Source organism: Actinoallomurus acaciae, assembly GCF_042429965.1.
GTDB classification, from domain to species: domain Bacteria; phylum Actinomycetota; class Actinomycetes; order Streptosporangiales; family Streptosporangiaceae; genus Actinoallomurus; species Actinoallomurus acaciae.
In genome coordinates, this window is record NZ_JBHLZP010000019.1 from 1 (window position 1) to 16,765 (window position 16,765).

The following is a 16,765-nucleotide window of genomic DNA, read 5'->3' on the forward strand; positions in this document are numbered from 1 at the left end:
CGTACGGCCGGGCAGCACCGCGGCCAGCACGAACAGCAGCCCGGCCAGCGTCAGCCCGCCACCGGCGGCCGCGACGGCCGGATCGTCCCAGGTCACTTTCGTGAGCCGCGCGGTGAGCTCCGGGCGCAGGACCGGATGGCCGAGCCGGCTGGAGATGACATGGACGGCGACGGACGCCCCGGCGACGGTCAGCAGCGAGGCGGCCAGGCTCGCCGGCAGCACCCGTCGCGGGCGGAACGCGCGCACCGCCGCGCGGCAGGCACGCGAGCGGTCGTTCGCGGAGTCACCTCGATCACGCATCGTGGCATTGAACCACGGTGCGTGATGCGAGATGGTGGACGACAGGTCAGCGGAGCACCACGGTCCGGTCGGCGTTGATCAGTACGCGGTGCTCCGCGTGCCAGCGGACCGCGCGGGCCAGCGCCAGGCACTCCATGTCGCGGCCGACCGCCATCAGCTCGTCCGGCCCGTGGGTGTGGTCGACCCGGGCCACCTCCTGCTCGATGATCGGCCCCTCGTCCAGGTGCGGGGTCACGTAGTGCGCGGTGGCGCCGATGAGCTTCACCCCGCGTTCGTGCGCCTGGTGGTACGGCTTGGCGCCCTTGAAGCTCGGCAGGAACGAGTGGTGGATGTTGATGATCCGGCCGGGCAGCTTCGCGCACAGGTCGTCCGACAGGATCTGCATGTACCGCGCGAGGACGACGAGGTCGGCGCCGTAGTGCTCGACCAGCGCGAGGACCTCCGCCTCCTGCGCCGCGCGGTTGTCCGCGCCGACCGGCAGGTGGTGGTAGTCGATGCCGTACGACTGGGTCAGCGGCCGCATGTCGGGGTGGTTGGAGGCGACCGCGACCACGTCGATGCCGAGCAGACCGGAGCGCTGGCGGTAGAGCAGGTCGTTGAGGCAGTGGCCGTGCCTGGAGACCAAGATCAGCACCCGGGTGCGCTCCGCGAGATCGTGCAGGCGCCAGTCGAGCCCGAAGTCGGGGGTCAGGGCGGCGAACGCCTCGGTGAGCGCGTCGCCCAGCCCGTCCGGCGCGTCGAACTGCGTGCGCAGGAAGAACCGGCCGGTGCCCCGGTCGCCGAACTGCTGGCTCTCCACGATGTTGCAGTCGCGCTCGGCCAGCACGCCGGACACCGCGGCCACGATGCCCGGCCGGTCGGGGCAGGACAGCGTGAGCACGTACTGTGACATGCCTCGAGCTTACGTTGACCGCGTCCCCGGCTCACGCGAGACCGTCACGGACGTCGGTTCGATCGATTCGGGATCGGCATCCGGGCCAGGACCAGGAGATCTCCGGCGGTTTGTGGCCCTTCGGTGGCTAACCGGCGGATCCCCCTGTCACCGGACAAGGTCGCGTGCATCGGGGATGCGGCCGGGGCGCCGGGTCCGGGTCGTGACCGTGCGCCACGCCGCGGCCGCCGCGACGCCCAGCAGTACGGCGAGCAGCGCGGTCACCTGCGTGAGGCCCTGGGCGGAGGTGCGGGCGCCCAGGTAGACGCCGCCCAGAGTGGCGATGGCCAGGACGTTCGCGAGCAGCGTGCCCGTGTTGGTCAGGGCCGACACCGCGGACGCCCGCTGGCGTCCGGCCGTGGCGGCGAGGCGCTCGACGAGTGGGCTGAAACCCGCCGCGTGACCCGCCCCGGCCACCACCAGCAGCGGGATCACGAGCGGGGACCAGCCGTGTCGTACCGTCACGGCGATGAGCGGGGCCGCCACGGCGAACACCAGCAGTCCGGCCACCGGCAGCGAGCCGCGTACCGGCAGGCGCGGCCAGGCCAGCCCGGCGGCCGCGAAGCCCGCCGTGAACGGCAGGAAGGCCAGGCCCGCGCCCAGCGGCGACAGGCCCAGGCCGCTCTGGAGGTGGAGGGCGAGCGAGAAGATCAGGCCCGCGTAGGCGCCCATCACGGCACACGCCGCGAACAGCCCCGGCGCGACACCCGGCGCGCGCAGCACGCCGAGGTCCAGCACCGGGTTCGCCGCGCGCCGCTCGTACCACGCGAAGACGGCCAGGCCGGCGCATCCGGCGGCCAGGCACACCCAGGTCCACGGCGGCCGCCCCTCCTCCTGGCCGAACACGAGCGGCACCACCACGGCGGTCATCGCCGTGGACAGGATCAGGACGCCGAGGACGTCGAGCCCGGACCGTACCCGCTCCCGTCCGCCGGGCAGCGACCGCCCGGCGACGGTGACCAGCACCGCGCCGACGGGCACGTTCGGCGGGAACACCGGGCGCCAGCCGGCCACGCTCACGATGAGACCGCCGGCGATCTGCCCGATCGCCACTCCCAGCGCGAGCACCATCGAGTACAGGCCGAGCGCCCGAGCCCGGGCCGGCCCGGAGAAGCCGAGCTGGATGAGGGACAGCACCTGCGGCAGCACGAGCGCCGCCGACCCGCCCTGCGCGAACCGCGCCGCCACGAGCGCCGGCCCGTCCGGCGCGAGCCCACAGGCCAGCGAGGCGGCGGTGAACCCGGCGAGGCCGCAGCGGAACATCCGGCGGTGCCCGTACAGATCCCCGAGCCTCGCCCCGGTGACCACGAGTATCGCCATGGCGAGGATGTAGCCGCCGGTGACGAGTTGCAGCAGCGCACCCGAGGCGTGCAGCCCGGTACGGATGTGCGGCAACGCGACGGTCACGATCGACCCGTCCATCGACACCATGACCTGCCCGGTCAGCAGAACGACAAGTGACCCGCGACGCATGCGCCCTCCCAAGACGACCTCGGGCAGTCTGCGCCGCGGTGACGGGCGGTGGCTTGACGATCCTTGTCCTGCTCTCCTGCTCTCCTGCTCTCCTGCTCGATGGCGGGTGTCTTGGCGTGTTCCAACGACGGGCGACCTGCTCGGGCTGCGGGTGACGCTGACCCTGGGCGTGGAGCCTCCCGATCGCGATCGGCAGACCGTCGCGCAGTACGCCGGGAAATGTCGCCGGGCGCCCCCAGCGCCTGTCTCAAAGTTCCGCTGTCCGGCTGCGCGGCATCCAGGGGGCGCCTCGCCGCGCTGTCGTCTCCATCCGACGAAACCGTGCCGAACGGCTCCGCCGCCCGGCACGCTCCCGCGAGGACCCCGGGAAAGGTCGCCGGGAAAGGTCGCCGGCCGCCCCGGCCGACTCCCTCCTCCGCCTTGCGACGCGTCCCTCTGAACACCGCTCGCTGCGAACGGGGACTTTGAGGCAGGCCCTAGTGTTGCGGTGTGATGTCCAGCGTTCCGCTCGCCGACGGCCCGGACTTCTCGGTCGCGACGGTCCGTTGTGAGGAGCATCGGCCCGGGTGGTCGCCGCCCGAGCCGGCCGGGCGGCATCAGGTGGTGCTCGTACGCTCCGGCCGGTTCCGGCTGCGCTCGAAGGGGCGTGACGCGCTCGCCGACCCCACGGCCGGCTACCTCCAGGTGCCCGGCGACGTGGCGAGCTTCGCGCATCCGGCCGGGGGCGACGTCTGTACCGCGGTGACGCTGTCACCGGCCCTGTGGCGTTCGGTGGTCGCGGACGACGGGCGGCAGGCCTCGGCGTCGGTGTTCCTCGACGGGCGGCTCCAGCTCGCGCACCGGCGGCTCCTACGCGCCGCGCCCGACGTTGCGTTCGGCATGGCCGAGGAGCTGGTCGCCCTGCTGGACGGACTCCTGCGCCCACCCGCGAGACACGCCCGAGCACGGGCCGTGGCCGACGAGGCCCGTGAGGCGCTGCTGACGGACCACTCCGAGGCCGGAGGGCTGATCCCGCTGGCCCGCCTGCTCGGCGTGTCACCCAGCCATTTGAGCCGGGTGTTCCAGCGAGAGACGGGCACGAGCCTCACCCGCTACCGCAACCGAATCCGCGTGACCCGCGCGCTAGACCGCATCGAGCAGGGCGCTGGCCACCTAGCCGAAATCGCCGCCGACCTGGGCTTCGCCGACCAGGCTCACCTCTGCCGCGCCGTACGCGCCGAACTCGGCCACACACCCAGCGAGGTCCGGCACCTACTCGACCCGCAACCGGCGGGGGAGCCCACCTGACCGGTGGCGGAGCCTGCCCGCTCCGATGGCAGGATCCGCCTGCCGGTGAGAGCAGCCGAACTCGGCACACATGCAGCGAGGCCTGGCGTCTGTTCGGCGCGTAAACGGCGGTAGGGCTTGTCTGGCCGGTGGAGCCCGTCGGCTCCGATGGAGGCCGGGACCGATGCTGCCCCACAAAACGTGGCGAACGCGGCCGGGCGTTACCCCGGCAGATGATCAACAGTTGCGCGGCGGTCTCGACTCCGACGCCAGGGATGGTGAGCAGGCCAGGGCGGGCCCGAGCACCCGAGATCATCCGCTGCCTGAAAGGCTCATGAACTCTTCAAAGCCCCCCGCCAACCAGCCCCGCCAACCAGCCCCGCCAACCAGCCCCGCCCGCCCGGGGTTTCCGATCCCATTCACATTGTCCAGTGCTCGGATCTGTTCAAGGAAGCCCACCCCGGCGGATGTGGATAACTCCGCTACCGAGCGCCTCCGGCTCGACTCCGCGGTCATCGGCGCACTCCGAAATTCGGCTCAAATATCGGCACCCGATTCTTGTAGAGGTTGCCGCTGGCGCCAACACGACGCCCATGCCGAAGGCCGGAAATTGTCACTGAACGTCGCAGGTCCAACGGTTGTAAGTCACCTGTCAGCTTCCGCAAGAGCCGTAGTCATAACGTAACGTCCACATGCGGACGGTGATCAAAGTCAAGCCTTGAGTCAAGATCGGCTTGTTCAGCGACCCGTATCGGGTCCCGATCCCCACCCCGCCGAGGAAGGCTTGCATGCCCCAACCCCCCAGGACGCGGCGTGCCCGTCGCGTGTCTGTTCTCGTCGCGGGGGATCCCGCGATGGGAAGACTGAGCGCCTTGCTGCTGGCGCTCGCCGTCGCGGTGGCAACGGTGATCGCCGTGCCCGCCGCGGCCGGTGCGTCCACCAGGACGCCCATTCCACATTCCAAGGCCACCGGTCCGACCTCAGCCGGCCAGCATCCGACCCACAACGTCTGCGCCCAGGCCTCGAAGGCCGGTCAGGCGTCCTGTCTGTCCATGGTCCGCGACGACGTGGTCGGGCCGAAGGGCGTCCAGCCGGCCGACACTCCCGCCGGATTCGGGCCGGTGGACCTGCTCAGCGCGTACAACCTGCCCTCGGGCGGGGCGGGCCAGACGGTCGCCATCGTCGACGCGTTCGACGATCCGAGCGCCGAGAGCGACCTGGCGGTCTACCGGCAGCAGTACGGCCTGCCGCCGTGCACCACGGCGAACGGCTGCTTCAAGAAGATCGACCAGCGCGGTGGGACGAGCTATCCGCCGCCGGACGCCGGGTGGTCCGGGGAGATCTCGCTGGACGTCGACATGGTCAGCGCGATCTGCCCGAGCTGCGGCATCCTGCTCGTCGAGGCGGACGACAACTACATGGACAACCTCGGCGCGGCCGTGAACCAGGCCGTCGCCCAGGGCGCCAAGTACGTCTCCAACAGCTACGGCGGCAGTGAGGGATCCGACGAGACCCAGTACGACGACTCGTTCTTCCACCATCCCGGCGTCGCCATCACCGCAAGCACCGGCGACGACGGCTACGGGACCAGCTATCCGGCCGTGTCCCCGTACGTCACGGCGGTCGGCGGCACGTCGCTCGCCAAGGACACCTCCAGCACGCGCGGCTGGACCGAGGCGGCATGGAGCGGAGCCGGCAGCGGCTGCTCCGCGTACGAGACCAAGCCCTCGTTCCAGACGGACTCCGGCTGTTCGCGCCGCTCGGTCGCGGACGTCTCGGCGGTGGCCGACCCGAACACCGGCGTCGCGGTCTACTACGGCGGCTGGCACGTCTACGGCGGCACCAGCGCCTCCGCCCCGATCATCGCGTCGGTCTACGCACTCGGCGGTACGCCGGCGGCCGGATCGTCGCCCAACTCCTTCCCCTACGACCAGACCTCCGACCTCAACGACGTCACCTCGGGCAGCAACGGCAGCTGCGACCCGGCGTACCTGTGCAAGGCCGGAAGCGGCTACGACGGCCCGACCGGGCTCGGCACGCCCAACGGCACCGGAGCGTTCCACTCCGGCCCGCGCGGCATCGTGTCCGGAACGGTCACCGACGGCACCGGCGTCCTGGCGGAGGCCAAGGTCAGCGTCGGCGACACCGCCACCACGACGGACGGCCAGGGGCACTACTCCCTGAGCGTTCCGGCCGGGACGTACGACGTCACCGCGAGCAAGTTCGGATACACCTCCAAGAGCGTCTCCGGCGTCGCGGTCGAGGACGGCCAGACGGTGACCGAGGACTTCGCGCTGGCCGCGAAGGCGAGCGTCAACGTCACCGGCACCGTACGCGACGGCTCGGGTCACGGCTGGCCGCTGTACGCGACCGTACGGGTCAAGGGCGAGCCGACGGCGGTCGCCTACACCGACCCCAGGACCGGGCGCTACAGCATCGGCGTGCCCGTCGGTGACGCCTACTCACTGCAGGTCGACGCCCTCTACCCCGGCTACACGCAGGGCGCGGCGGACGTCACGGTCGGGTCGGCGGACGTCAACAAGGACGTGGACGTCGCCGTCGATCAGACGACCTGCAGCGCGGCCGGATACACCTACCACTACGACGGCGGCGCCACGCAGTCGTTCGACGGCACCACCGCGCCGAGCGGGTGGACCGTCGACGACAAGGCCGGCAACGGCCAGACCTGGGTCTTCACCGACCCCGGCAACCGGACCAACCACACCGGCGGGTCCGGAGGTTTCGCCAACATCGACAGTGACAAGTACGGCAACGGCGGCAACCAGGACAGCTCGCTGATCAGCCCCGTCGCCGACTTCACCGGGAAGGCCGACCCGTACCTGTCCTTCCGCTCCGACTACTACGGCATCAGCTCCTCGGTCGCGGACGTCGACTACACCGTCGACGGCGGCCAGACGTGGAGCAACGTCTGGCACCACACCAGCGACAGCGCTCGCGGGCCGCGGACGGAGTCCGTGGACCTGTCCGCCGCGGCGAACAAGAGCGCGGTCCAGGTGCGGTTCCACTACACCGGCAGGTTCAGCTGGTGGTGGCAGGTCGACGACGTCTTCCTCGGCAGCCGCAGCTGTGACCCCACATCGGGCGGCCTGGTCGTCGGCCAGGTCCTGGACAAGAACACCGGCGCCGGCGTGAACGGCGCCTCGGTCACCTCGGCCGACCAGCCGTCGGAGCGGGCCACCTCGGCGGCGACGCCGGACGACCCGAACCTGGGCGACGGCTTCTACTGGCTGTACTCCTCGGCCACCGGAGGCCACCGGTTCACCGCCACCGCGTCGAACTACACGTCCCAGGACGTCACCGTGAACGTGGCCGCGAACTGGGCGACGGAGGGATCCTTCTCGCTCGCCGCGCCCCGGATCACGGTCACGCCGGGTTCGGTCGGCAAGACGGTCGCCTGGCAGGGGCAGGCCGGCCAGACCGTGACGCTGAAGAACACCGGCACCGCCCCGGTCACCGCCAAGATCGGTGAGCGGACGGGCACCTACCAGCCCGCCGCGCAGGGCGCCCCGCTGCAGAAGGTGAAGGGAGACTACTCGTCCGGGCGGTTCCAGTCCGGCAAGGTTGACGCCAAGGCCAAGGCGAAGGCCGCCGCCGCGGCCGCCGCGGCACCGTACGCACCGCCGTGGACCGCGACCGCCGACTACCCCTCGGCGATCATGGACAACGGCGCGGCGACGATCAACGGCAAGGTCTACTCGGTCGGCGGCGTGGACGGCCTGGCCGTCAGCGCCAAGGCCTACGTCTATGACCCCGGCAGCCAGGCGTGGAGCGCGATCGCGAGCCTGAACACCGGCCGCGAGGCTCCCGAGGTCGCCACTCTGGACGGCAGGCTGTACGTCTTCGGTGGCTGGTCCGACTCCGGAGACACGGTCGCCAAGACGGAGATCTACGACCCGGTCGCGAACACCTGGACGACCGGGGCCGACAACCCCAAGCCGTACGCCGGCGCGGGCGTGTCCGTGGCCGACGGCAAGATCTACCTTGTCGGCGGCTGCACCACCGCCTGTGGTGAGACGGACGTGCAGGTGTACGACCCGGCGTCGAACTCCTGGAGCTCGGCGCACGCGTACCCCGAGCCGACCGCCTGGCTCGGCTGCGGCGGCCTCGGCGACAAGGTGTACTGCGCCGGCGGCACCGCGGGCTCGGCCTCGTCCAAGCACGCCTACGCCTACGACGCGTCGTCCGACAGCTGGAGTGCCGTCGCCGACCTGCCGATCGACCTGTGGGCGATGGGTTCGTCGACGGCCAACGGCCAGCTGCTCGTCTCGGGCGGCGTGACCAACGGCACCAGCACGCTCACCAACCAGGGCTTCGCCTACGACCCGGACGCGAACACCTGGACGGCACTGCCGAACTCCAACAACACCCTCTACCGTGGCGCCGCGGCCTGCGGTTTCTACAAGATCGGGGGTTCGACCGGCGGCTTCAACGCGGCGAAGAACAGCGAGGTGCTGCCGGGCTATGACCAGTGTGACGCCGCGGGCGGCGACGTCCCGTGGCTGTCGGAGGACAAGTCGGAGGTGACGATCAAGGCGGGCGGTACCGCCAAGGTCACCCTGTCGCTCAACGCGGACGTCGACACGATCACCCAGCCGGGCACGTTCACCGCGCAGGTCACCATCGGCGCCAAGACCCCGTACGGGGCCCTGGCCGTCCCGGTGACGCTCACGGTGAACCCGCCGAAGACCTGGGGCAAGATCACCGGAACGGTGACGGGCGCCGGATGCACCGGCACACCGGCGCCGCTGACCGGGGCGACCGTGCAGATCGACTCGTGGACGGCGAGCTACACGCTCAAGACCGACAAGAACGGTCAGTACGTGCTGTGGCTCGACACCCGCAACAACCCGCTCACCCTGATCGCGGCCAAGGACGGCTGGGCGCCGCAGACCAGGTCCGTCAAGATCGCCAAACTGGCCACGACCACGGCGGACTTCGCCCTGAGACCCGACCACACCTGTAGCTGACCACCCACGATGACCGTGCGGGCCGGGCTCCCCGGCCCGCACGGTCGCCTTTCCCGCCGGTCATCTCGCGGTTCGTGGTGGCATCAACGGCTACGGACGGTACACATGGAGGAGCGGACAGAGAGAATCGCCACGACACGGAGGTGCCCATGAGCGACGTCGACCTGCGCCGACGACGCGGCGACTACGGTTTCGACGGGGATTTCCGGCTGGTGCCCGCGGTCTGGCAGGCGGTGTCTTTCGTCGCGATCTGTTCCGGAATGACGGCGTTCACCGTTGTCAACATCATCGCCGGCAGAGCCGTGGTCGCCGTCATCTCCGGTCTGGTCGCCGCATGGCTGTTACTGACGGGCGGCTCGTACCTCTTCACGACCCGCGTGGGCAAGTTCAAGGTGTGGGCGCGCGTCCTCACCGAGTCCGGGCTGCGCGGTGACGAGGACCTGCTCGATCTGGGCTGTGGCCGCGGCGCGGTACTCCTCGCCGCGGCGAAGTTGCTCCCCAGGGGCCACGCGGTCGGGGTCGACCTGTGGAGGGCCGATCAGACCGGCAACTCGCCCGAGGTGACGCGCCGCAACGCCGAGATGGAAGGTGTCGCCGGACGGGTGACGCTGCACAGCGGCGACATGACCAGCCTGCCTTTCGAGGACCAGAGCTTCGACGTGGTCGTCAGCAGCCTCGCGATCCACAACATCCCGTCGGCCGCCGGACGGGAGGCGGCGATGGACGAGGCGGTACGCGTCCTGCGCCCCGGCGGGCGGATCCTCATCGCCGACATTCTGTTCACCAGGAGATACCTCGCCCGCCTACGGTCCCTCGGCCTGGCCGAGACGGGGCGCCGCAACCTCGGCTGGCGAGTCTGGTGGGGCGGCCCCTGGTTCCCCACCCATCTGGTGACGGCCAGATCCAAGCAGGCCGTCACCGACCGTCACGAGACGGCGCCGTAGGGAGCGTCAGGTCGCGGACGGGCCGCAGCAGCCGGGCCGCGAGCGCTCCGCAGACGACGGCGAGAACCCCGCAGACCACGAGCGCGCCGGTCACGCCCGTCACGGTGCCCCGGAAGCTGTGGAACACCGTGCCGCAGGTCGCGACGCCGAGGGCGAGCCCGAGCTGGCGGGCGCTGTTCGCGGCGGCGCCGGCGGTGCCGGCGTGCGACGGTGGTACGGAGGCGGTGGCGACCGCGGGCAGCACCGGCGAGACCACGCCCGCCCCGGCCCCGGTGACCACCAGGAAGGGCAGCAGCGCCGGCCAGGCCGCCCCGAGGTGGAGGGCGAGGCCGGAAAGGCAGCCGAGCCCGACCGCGACCGTTCCGCCGCCGAGCGTCCAGCTCCCGGGCAGCCCGTGCAGTCTGCCGCTGACCAGCCCCGACACGACGACGAACACCGCGAGCTGGACCGTGAGTACGAGCGAGGTCGCGGACGAGCTCGTCCGGAGCCCGGTCTGCAGCCACGTGGAGATGTCGGGCAGCGCTCCGAAGGCGGCGAAGTAGTAGGCGAAGGCCGCCAGTAGCACGCCGACGAACGCCCGGGTGCCGAACAGGGCCGGCGGGAGGATGGGGTGGGCGCCGACCCGTTCGGCCAGCGCGAAGCCGGTGGCGGCGGCCACGGCGATGGCCAGGCCGAGCAACGTACCGGGGGCCGTCCAGCCGGAGTCGCCGCCGGCGATGACGGTGTAGGCCAGCGAGGTCACCGCCACGCTGACCGTGACGATTCCGGGCCAGTCGATCCGTACGGGCGTGGAGGGCATGTCGGGCAGTGAGGTGACGGCCAGGATCAGCGCGAGCGCACACAGCGGCAAGGCCGCGAGGAACGTCGACCGCCATCCCAGATGCTCGCTGAGCACGCCGCCGCCGACCGTGCCCACCGCCGAGGCGGCGCCCGCCACCGCGCCCCACACCGCGAACGCGGTCGCCCGCGCCCGCCCGGTGTAGGTCAAGGCGATCAACGGCAGGATCGTGGCGAACATGGCGGCGCCGGCCAGCCCCTGCACGGCACGGCCGGCGATCAGCATCAGCGGTGTGTTCGCCAGACCGCAGGCCAGCGTGGCGAGGCCGAACGCGACCAGCCCGACCGTGTAGACCCGCCGGCCGCCCAGGACGTCACTGAGCGACCCCGCCCCCAGCAGCAGCCCGGCCAGAGCGAGCGTGTACACGTCGATGATCCACTGCTGGGCGCCGAACCCGGCGTGCAGATCGGCGCCGATGCGCGGCAGGGCGACCGTCACGATCGTGGTGAACAACAGCAGCAGGAACGTGCCCAAACAGCACGCCACCAGCGGCAGCCAGCTCACCCGAGATCCGTCGGGGCGGCGGACGGCGGCCTCCGCGCCGGTCTCAGCGGAAGGGATACGGCTCATGCCGGACACTGTGCTGTAATGCCCTTATGCCGGTAAACCCTTACGATCGGCGGTTGCTGGACAATGTCATTGACCTGGTCAACCGGCCACCGGCCGGCCCGGATGAGCTCACCGCCCGGTGGGCCGCCGCCGGAATGCCCCTCGACCGCCCCGCCGACGACCGCGATCTCGACCTCGTGCTGGACTACCTGACGTGCTGGACGCGGCTCGTGGACGCCGCCACCGACCAGGACCGGGCCGCGCTGCTCAACGAGCTGCTCGCCCGTTACGCCGGTCATCCGACCGTCACCGACCACGACGGCAGCGGCTGGCACATCCATTACCGGCCCGACGGCGCCGGCCTGGCCGGCATCCTCACCGCGGCCACCAGCGTCGCCGCCGCCCACCACCTCACCGGTCGCGGCATGCATCGCCTCGGGCGCTGCACGCTGCCCGAATGCGCCAACGCCTACGTCGACCACAGCCGCCCGGGGCGGCAGCACTACTGCTCCCACGCCTGCGCCAACCGGGACGCGGTGCGTCGCCACCGCAAAGCCAGAACGGCCTGACCGGCCTTCGGTGAAAGCCCGGGAGTACCGTCACCGGAGGCGTGGCGCCGGGCGGCCGTGGATCTGCCAGGTACGGGACGCCGGGTCCCAGGACAGCTCGTGGCCGCGACCCGCCTCGCCGGCGAGGTCCAGGCCGGCCACGGCGGCCGTGGCCTCATCCGTGGGGGCCCGCGGCAGAAGGAGCAGTGTGGGCACCGGCGTGCCGGGCACGGTGACCTCCAGGCTCCGGGCCCGGCCGGGGACCGGCCGAATCCGCCGCGACGCCTGCCCGGCGGATTCACCCAGTTGCGCGCCGAGAGCCACCTGGACGGCTTCGAGGAACGGTCCGGGAGGATCGGGCGCGGCCGGACCCGGAGAGGGCGGGCAGGGCACCCCGTCGTCGATCAGCCGGTCGAGCAGCTCGCGGGCGTCGGCGTCCGTGAACGGCCTTCCCCCGAGCGTGTCCTCCAGCCGCCCGTCGCACCACGTCGCGTGCTCGCGCAGCCGAGACGCCGCCTGACCTCGGCCGAGCAGGTCGAACGCCTCGGCGGCGTCGCGGTAGGCCGTCCGGGCGCCGTGCAGGCGGAGCAGCTCATGGGTGAGAGGCCCCGATTCACGCTCGACGCCGGGTTGGATCGCGGCCAGCGCCGAGGCCGTCCGCGCGACGGCCTCGCGGTCGTCGACGGCACGGGCCGCCCGCAGGCCGCGCCGGTACCAGCTCGCCCCGGTGCCGAAGCTGCCTCGGGCGGCGAAGGTACGCCCGGCGGCGGCACAGACCCGGGCCACGGCGTCCTCGTCGTCGATCCGCCACAGGGCTTCGTACCGGAAGCTCGGCTGTTCGGTCACCGCGTGCGCCACCGCCGCGCAGATCCGGGCGACCGCCGCCTCGTCGGCGCTCCGCCGCGCCTCCGGAAGCTCCACGAGCAGCATCGCGTTGTAGTCCGGCCCGGATCCGCGTCGCTCATCCACCCGTCCCATGCTGCCGAAGGTCCGGAGGCGACGGCCCGGAATACCGGTGGAAGAACGCGGTAAAAGGCGCGGAAACGGGCGGCCGGATGGGATCATGGTCGCCCCGAACCGACGTGAGGACAGCTGCGTGAATCCGCCTGCGACCATGGACCCGAAGCGCCTGGGTGTCATCGTCAACGTGTTCAGCGGTGCGTTCATCGAGACCCCGGAGGACGCGGATCTCCTCGACCGGACCCGCATGGCGCTGAAGGCCCTGTCGGACGGGACCGTACGGGAACTCGACGAGGCCATCGGCACCCTGGCGCTGCTGACCAAAGAGCGCCTCGCGGAGGGCCGGACCGAGACCGAACAGGCTCCGTGACCTCCCGGCGTCACACGCCTTCAGCACTCGATGACGTTGACGGCGAGGCCGCCGCGTGAGGTCTCCTTGTACTTGTCGAGCATGTCGCGGCCCGTGTCGCGCATCGTCTTCAGGGCCTTGTCCAGCGACACGAAGTGACGCCCGTCGCCCCGCAGGGCCAGCCGGGACGCGCTGATGGCCTTGATCGACGCGACCGCGTTGCGCTCGATGCACGGCACCTGCACCAGCCCGCCCACCGGGTCGCAGGTCAGGCCCAGGTTGTGTTCGATGCCGATCTCGGCGGCGTTCTCCACCTGCTCCGGGGTGCCGCCGAGCACCTCCGTCAGGCCCGCCGCCGCCATCGCGCACGCCGAGCCGACCTCGCCCTGGCAGCCGACCTCCGCCCCGGAGATCGAGGCGTTCTCCTTGATGAGCACGCCGATCGCCCCGGCCGTCAGCAGGAAGCGCACGACGCCCTCGTCGGACGCGCCCGGGACGTACCTGTCGTAGTAGTGCAGCACCGCCGGGACGATGCCCGCCGCGCCGTTGGTCGGGGCGGTGACGATCCGGCCGCCCGCGGCGTTCTCCTCGTTGACCGCGAGGGCGAACAGCGTCACCCAGTCCATCGCGTGCAGCGGGTCCGCCTCGCTCTCGGCGAGCAGCTTGCGGTAGAGCAGGTGCGCGCGGCGTCGTACCTTCAGGCCGCCCGGCAGCAGCCCCTCGTTCGTGCAGCCGCGCGACACGCTCTCGCGCATCACCCGCCACAGGTCGAGCAGGCCCGTGCGGATCGCGTCGGCGTCGCGGCCGAACGCCTTCTCGTTCTCCATCATCAACGCCGGCACCGACAGCCCGGTCTCCTCCGTCAGCGACAGCAGTGAGGCCCCGGTCGCGAACGGGTACGGCACCACCGTGTCGTCCGGCTTGATGCGGTCCGCGCCGGTCGCGTCCTCGTCCACGACGAAACCGCCGCCGACCGAGTAGTAGACCTTCTCCCGCAGCACCTCACCCGCGTCGTCGCGGGCGGTGAAGCGCATGCCGTTCGGGTGGTGCGGCAGCGACTCCTTGCGCTCGAAGACCAGGTCCGAGCCGACGGCGAACGGCACCTCGCGCGAGCCGAGCAGCCGGATCGTCTCCTCTGCGCGCGCCGACGCCAGCCGCGCGGGCACACCGTCGACGTCGACGGTCTCCGGCCGGTCGCCCTCCAGGCCCAGGATGACCGCCTTGTCGCTGCCGTGCCCCTTGCCGGTCAGCCCCAGCGACCCGTACAGCACCACGCGTACGGACGCGGTCTTCTCCAGCAGACCGTCCGAAGAGAGCGAACGCGCGAAGCGGTGCGCCGCCACCATCGGCCCGCCCGTGTGCGAGCTGGACGGGCCGATACCGACCTTGAACAGGTCGAACACGCTGATCGCCATGACTACTCGACCACGACGCCGCGAGCCTCCATGGCCTGCTGATAGAGACGCCCGGCGCGGTAGCTGGAACGCACGAGCGGCCCGGACATGACGCCGGCGAAACCGATCTCCTCGGCCTCGGCCTTCAGCTCGACGAACTCCTCCGGCTTGACCCAGCGCTCGACCGGGTGGTGGCGGGGGGTGGGCCGGAGGTACTGCGTGATGGTGAGCAGCTCGCAGCCCGCGTCGTACAGGTCGCGCATGGCCTGCGTGATCTCCTCGCGGGTCTCGCCCATGCCGAGGATGAGGTTGGACTTGGTGACCAGCCCGTCCTCGCGCGCCCGGGTCAGGACCGACAGCGACCGCTCGTACCGGAAGGCCGGCCGGATCCGCTTGAAGATCCGCGGCACCGTCTCCAGGTTGTGCGCGAGCACCTCGGGCCGTGCGGAGAACACCTCGGCGAGCTGCGACGGCACGGCGTTGAAGTCCGGGATGAGCAGCTCGACGCCGCAGCCGGGCAGCGCGGAGTGGATCTGCCGCACGGTCTCGGCGTACAGCCACGCGCCGCCGTCCGGCAGGTCGTCGCGGGCGACGCCGGTGATCGTGGCGTACCGCAGGCCCATCCGCTCGACCGACTCGGCGACGCGCCGGGGCTCGTCCGGGTCGTACGCGGCGGGCTTGCCGGTGTCGATCTGGCAGAAGTCACACCGGCGCGTGCACTGGTCGCCGCCGATGAGGAAGGTGGCCTCGCGGTCCTCCCAGCACTCGTAGATGTTCGGGCAGCCCGCCTCCTGGCAGACGGTGTGCAGGCCCTCGCTGCGCACCAGGTCGGTCAGCTCGCGGTACTGCGGCCCCATCTTCAGCTTGGTCTTGATCCACGGCGGCTTGCGCTCGATCGGGGTCGCGGCGTTGCGCGCCTCGACGCGGAGCAGCTTGCGGCCCTCAGGGGCGATAGTCATCAGCACATCTCACAAACTGGGGTAGAGCGGATGCTGTTCGGCCAGGGCACGCACCCGGGCCGAAAGCGCCGCGGCGTCGAACGACGGCTGCAGCGCGAGTGCGATGATGTCGGCGACCTCGGCGAAGTCGGCCTCCTGGAAGCCGCGGGTGGCCAGCGCGGGCGTGCCGATCCGCAGCCCGGAGGTCACCATCGGCGGACGCGGGTCGTTCGGCACGGCGTTGCGGTTGACGGTGATGCCGATGTCGTGCAGGCGGTCCTCGGCGTCGCGGCCGGTCAGCTCGGAGTCGACCAGGTCGACCAGGACCAGGTGCACGTCGGTGCCGCCGGTCAGCACCTTCACGCCCGCCTTGGCGGCGTCCTCGCGCGTCAGCCGCGCGGCCAGGGCGCGCGCGCCCTCGACCGTACGGCGCTGGCGCTCGGCGAACTCCTCGGATGCGGCGATCTTCAGGGCCACGGCCTTGGCGGCGATCACGTGCTCCAGCGGCCCGCCCTGCGTGCCCGGGAACACCGCGGAGTTGATCTTCTTGGCGAACTCCTCGCGGCACAGGATGAGGCCGCCGCGCGGCCCGCAGAGGGTCTTGTGCGTCGTGCTCGTGACGACGTCGGCGTGCGGCACCGGCGAGGGGTGCAGCCCGGCGGCGACCAGACCGGCGAAGTGCGCCATGTCAACCATGAACAGCGCGCCCGTCTCGTCGGCGATGCGGCGGAACGCGGGGAAGTCGAGCTGCCGCGGGTACGCCGACCAGCCGGCGACGATCATCTTCGGCCGGTGCTCGCGTGCCAGCCGGGCGACCTCGTCCATGTCGACCAGGCCGTCCTCGCCCACGTGGTAGGCGGCGACGTTGAACATCTTGCCGGAGTAGTTGATCTTCATGCCGTGGGTCAGGTGCCCGCCGTGGGCGAGGTCCAGACCCAGGATCGTGTCGCCCGGCTGGAGCAGCGCGAAGTACACCGCGATGTTGGCCTGCGCGCCCGAGTGGGGCTGCACGTTCGCGTGGTCGGCGCCGAACAGGGCCTTGGCGCGGTCGATCGCGAGCTGCTCGGTGACGTCGACGTACTCACAGCCGCCGTAGTAGCGGCGGCCCGGGTAACCCTCGGCGTACTTGTTCGTCATCACCGAGCCCTGGGCCTCGAGCACGCCCACGGGGGCGAAGTTCTCCGAGGCGATCATCTCCAGGGTCGACTGCTGGCGGCGCAACTCCTCGGCGATGGCCGAGGCCACCTCCGGGTCGACCTCGGCGAGAGGGGCGTTGGACAGGTTCAT

Annotated in this window: 12 protein-coding genes and 1 pseudogene; 5 read left to right on the forward strand and 8 right to left on the reverse strand. The window is 71.5% G+C overall.

Features of this window, described 5'->3' with window-relative positions; translation table 11 throughout:
- The 3 genes and pseudogenes from ACFFNX_RS04665 to ACFFNX_RS04675 form a co-directional block, all read right to left on the reverse strand.
- Positions 1–300 (reverse strand): annotated as a pseudogene (locus ACFFNX_RS04665) (hypothetical protein); the annotation flags it as partial.
- A 46-nt stretch (positions 301–346) separates the two neighbouring features.
- A complete protein-coding gene (gene purU, locus ACFFNX_RS04670; protein ID WP_378195651.1) occupies positions 347–1,192 on the reverse strand; it encodes a formyltetrahydrofolate deformylase in 846 nt (281 codons plus the stop codon).
- Positions 1,193–1,339: 147 nt separating this feature from the next.
- Positions 1,340–2,704 carry an MFS transporter gene (locus tag ACFFNX_RS04675; protein ID WP_378195654.1) on the reverse strand — a complete coding sequence of 455 codons (1,365 nt, stop codon included), beginning with the start codon at positions 2,702–2,704 and terminating at the stop codon, positions 1,340–1,342.
- Between the two features lie 492 nt (positions 2,705–3,196).
- Between ACFFNX_RS04675 and ACFFNX_RS04680 the strand changes: the two genes are divergently transcribed.
- The 3 genes from ACFFNX_RS04680 to ACFFNX_RS04690 all read left to right on the forward strand — a co-directional run bounded on the left by ACFFNX_RS04680 (position 3,197) and on the right by ACFFNX_RS04690 (position 9,902).
- Complete coding sequence (locus ACFFNX_RS04680; protein WP_378195737.1) at positions 3,197–3,991, forward strand: helix-turn-helix transcriptional regulator; 795 nt, start codon at positions 3,197–3,199, stop codon at positions 3,989–3,991.
- 833 nt (positions 3,992–4,824) lie between these two features.
- Positions 4,825–8,958: a carboxypeptidase regulatory-like domain-containing protein gene (locus tag ACFFNX_RS04685; RefSeq protein ID WP_378195657.1), complete on the forward strand. Its 4,134-nt coding sequence runs from the start codon at positions 4,825–4,827 to the stop codon at positions 8,956–8,958.
- 149 nt (positions 8,959–9,107) lie between these two features.
- Entirely contained in the window at positions 9,108–9,902 is a 795-nt protein-coding gene (locus tag ACFFNX_RS04690; RefSeq protein ID WP_378195660.1) for a class I SAM-dependent methyltransferase, read from the forward strand.
- On the opposite strand, the gene ACFFNX_RS04695 is transcribed toward ACFFNX_RS04690, so the two are convergent.
- On the reverse strand, positions 9,874–11,310 hold the full coding sequence (locus tag ACFFNX_RS04695) for an MFS transporter (protein WP_378195663.1): 1,437 nt from the start codon (positions 11,308–11,310) through the stop codon (positions 9,874–9,876). The genes ACFFNX_RS04690 and ACFFNX_RS04695 overlap by 29 nt on opposite strands.
- A gap of 53 nt (positions 11,311–11,363) precedes the next feature.
- Here ACFFNX_RS04695 and ACFFNX_RS04700 point away from each other — a divergent pair, with 53 nt between their 5' ends.
- On the forward strand, positions 11,364–11,858 hold the full coding sequence (locus ACFFNX_RS04700; protein WP_378195666.1) for a CGNR zinc finger domain-containing protein: 495 nt from the start codon (positions 11,364–11,366) through the stop codon (positions 11,856–11,858).
- Between the two features lie 30 nt (positions 11,859–11,888).
- Here ACFFNX_RS04700 and ACFFNX_RS04705 read toward each other — a convergent pair whose 3' ends face one another.
- Positions 11,889–12,806 carry a hypothetical protein gene (locus ACFFNX_RS04705; RefSeq protein WP_378195669.1) on the reverse strand — a complete coding sequence of 306 codons (918 nt, stop codon included), beginning with the start codon at positions 12,804–12,806 and terminating at the stop codon, positions 11,889–11,891.
- A 127-nt stretch (positions 12,807–12,933) separates the two neighbouring features.
- Between ACFFNX_RS04705 and ACFFNX_RS04710 the strand changes: the two genes are divergently transcribed.
- Entirely contained in the window at positions 12,934–13,167 is a 234-nt protein-coding gene (locus ACFFNX_RS04710) for a hypothetical protein (protein WP_378195672.1), read from the forward strand.
- A gap of 20 nt (positions 13,168–13,187) precedes the next feature.
- Here the strand turns inward: ACFFNX_RS04710 and ACFFNX_RS04715 are convergent, their stop codons facing one another.
- The 3 genes from ACFFNX_RS04715 to glyA are packed head-to-tail and all read right to left on the reverse strand — an operon-like array spanning position 13,188 to position 16,765.
- On the reverse strand, positions 13,188–14,561 hold the full coding sequence (locus ACFFNX_RS04715; protein WP_378195675.1) for an L-serine ammonia-lyase: 1,374 nt from the start codon (positions 14,559–14,561) through the stop codon (positions 13,188–13,190).
- A gap of 2 nt (positions 14,562–14,563) precedes the next feature.
- Positions 14,564–15,499, reverse strand: coding sequence for a lipoyl synthase (lipA, locus tag ACFFNX_RS04720; RefSeq protein ID WP_378195678.1), 936 nt, complete (start codon positions 15,497–15,499; stop codon positions 14,564–14,566).
- A gap of 9 nt (positions 15,500–15,508) precedes the next feature.
- Entirely contained in the window at positions 15,509–16,765 is a 1,257-nt protein-coding gene (gene glyA, locus ACFFNX_RS04725) for a serine hydroxymethyltransferase (RefSeq protein WP_378195681.1), read from the reverse strand.

Excerpts from the sequence above, each read along its gene's own strand:
- glyA (WP_378195681.1), bottom strand. The coding sequence starts at position 16,765 with ATGAACCTGTCCAACGCCCCTCTCGCCGAGGTCGACCCGGAGGTGGCC.
- ACFFNX_RS04690 (WP_378195660.1), top strand. The coding sequence starts at position 9,108 with ATGAGCGACGTCGACCTGCGCCGACGACGCGGCGACTACGGTTTCGAC.
- ACFFNX_RS04680 (WP_378195737.1), top strand. The coding sequence starts at position 3,197 with ATGTCCAGCGTTCCGCTCGCCGACGGCCCGGACTTCTCGGTCGCGACG.
- ACFFNX_RS04695 (WP_378195663.1), bottom strand. The coding sequence starts at position 11,310 with ATGAGCCGTATCCCTTCCGCTGAGACCGGCGCGGAGGCCGCCGTCCGC.
- purU (WP_378195651.1), bottom strand. The coding sequence starts at position 1,192 with ATGTCACAGTACGTGCTCACGCTGTCCTGCCCCGACCGGCCGGGCATC.
- ACFFNX_RS04675 (WP_378195654.1), bottom strand. The coding sequence starts at position 2,704 with ATGCGTCGCGGGTCACTTGTCGTTCTGCTGACCGGGCAGGTCATGGTG.
- lipA (WP_378195678.1), bottom strand. The coding sequence starts at position 15,499 with ATGACTATCGCCCCTGAGGGCCGCAAGCTGCTCCGCGTCGAGGCGCGC.
- ACFFNX_RS04685 (WP_378195657.1), top strand. The coding sequence starts at position 4,825 with ATGGGAAGACTGAGCGCCTTGCTGCTGGCGCTCGCCGTCGCGGTGGCA.
- ACFFNX_RS04715 (WP_378195675.1), bottom strand. The coding sequence starts at position 14,561 with ATGGCGATCAGCGTGTTCGACCTGTTCAAGGTCGGTATCGGCCCGTCC.